This window comes from Pseudoxanthomonas sp. PXM01 (assembly GCF_014851815.1).
GTDB lineage: Bacteria > Pseudomonadota > Gammaproteobacteria > Xanthomonadales > Xanthomonadaceae > Pseudoxanthomonas_A.
In genome coordinates, this window is sequence record NZ_JACVAJ010000007.1 from 1 (window position 1) to 470 (window position 470).

Sequence of the window (470 nt, forward strand, 5' to 3'; positions counted from 1 at the left end):
GTGTGGCTGATGGACATGCTGCCCCAGGGCTTTGGCCGGGCCGAGCTGCTGCGCCGCCTGGGCCTGCCCACCACGCTGGAGCAGGCGGGCGACTGGCCCTTGCTATTGGCTGGCGCTGGCAACCCGATTGGCCATATGCGGGTGAAAGAGGCTGCCCAGTGGCTGCATGCACAGTCTGCGCAGTGGGCGACGCAGCCCGGAGCCATGGTGCGGGGCTTTGCGGTGGATGAGGTGTCTGCCCGCGTGGAAGAGTTCAGCGAGCATCTGGCGCAGCACGGGCTGTTTGTGGCGGGCTCTTCGGGGGTGCAGGGCGAGTGGCCCAAGCTGCTGCTGACGCTGGACGACGCAGGCTTGCTGCATCTGGACCACACCTTGCCCGATGCGCAGGCGGCAAGACACTACATCGTCAAGTTCAGCCGGGGCAGTGATGCGGCACTGGCGCAAATTTTGCGGCACGAGCCGGTGTACAT

1 pseudogene is annotated in these 470 nt (G+C 66.4%); it reads left to right on the forward strand.

The annotated features are described in order from the left end of the window. A pseudogene (locus tag IB230_RS19610) lies at positions 1–470 on the forward strand (type II toxin-antitoxin system HipA family toxin); the annotation flags it as partial.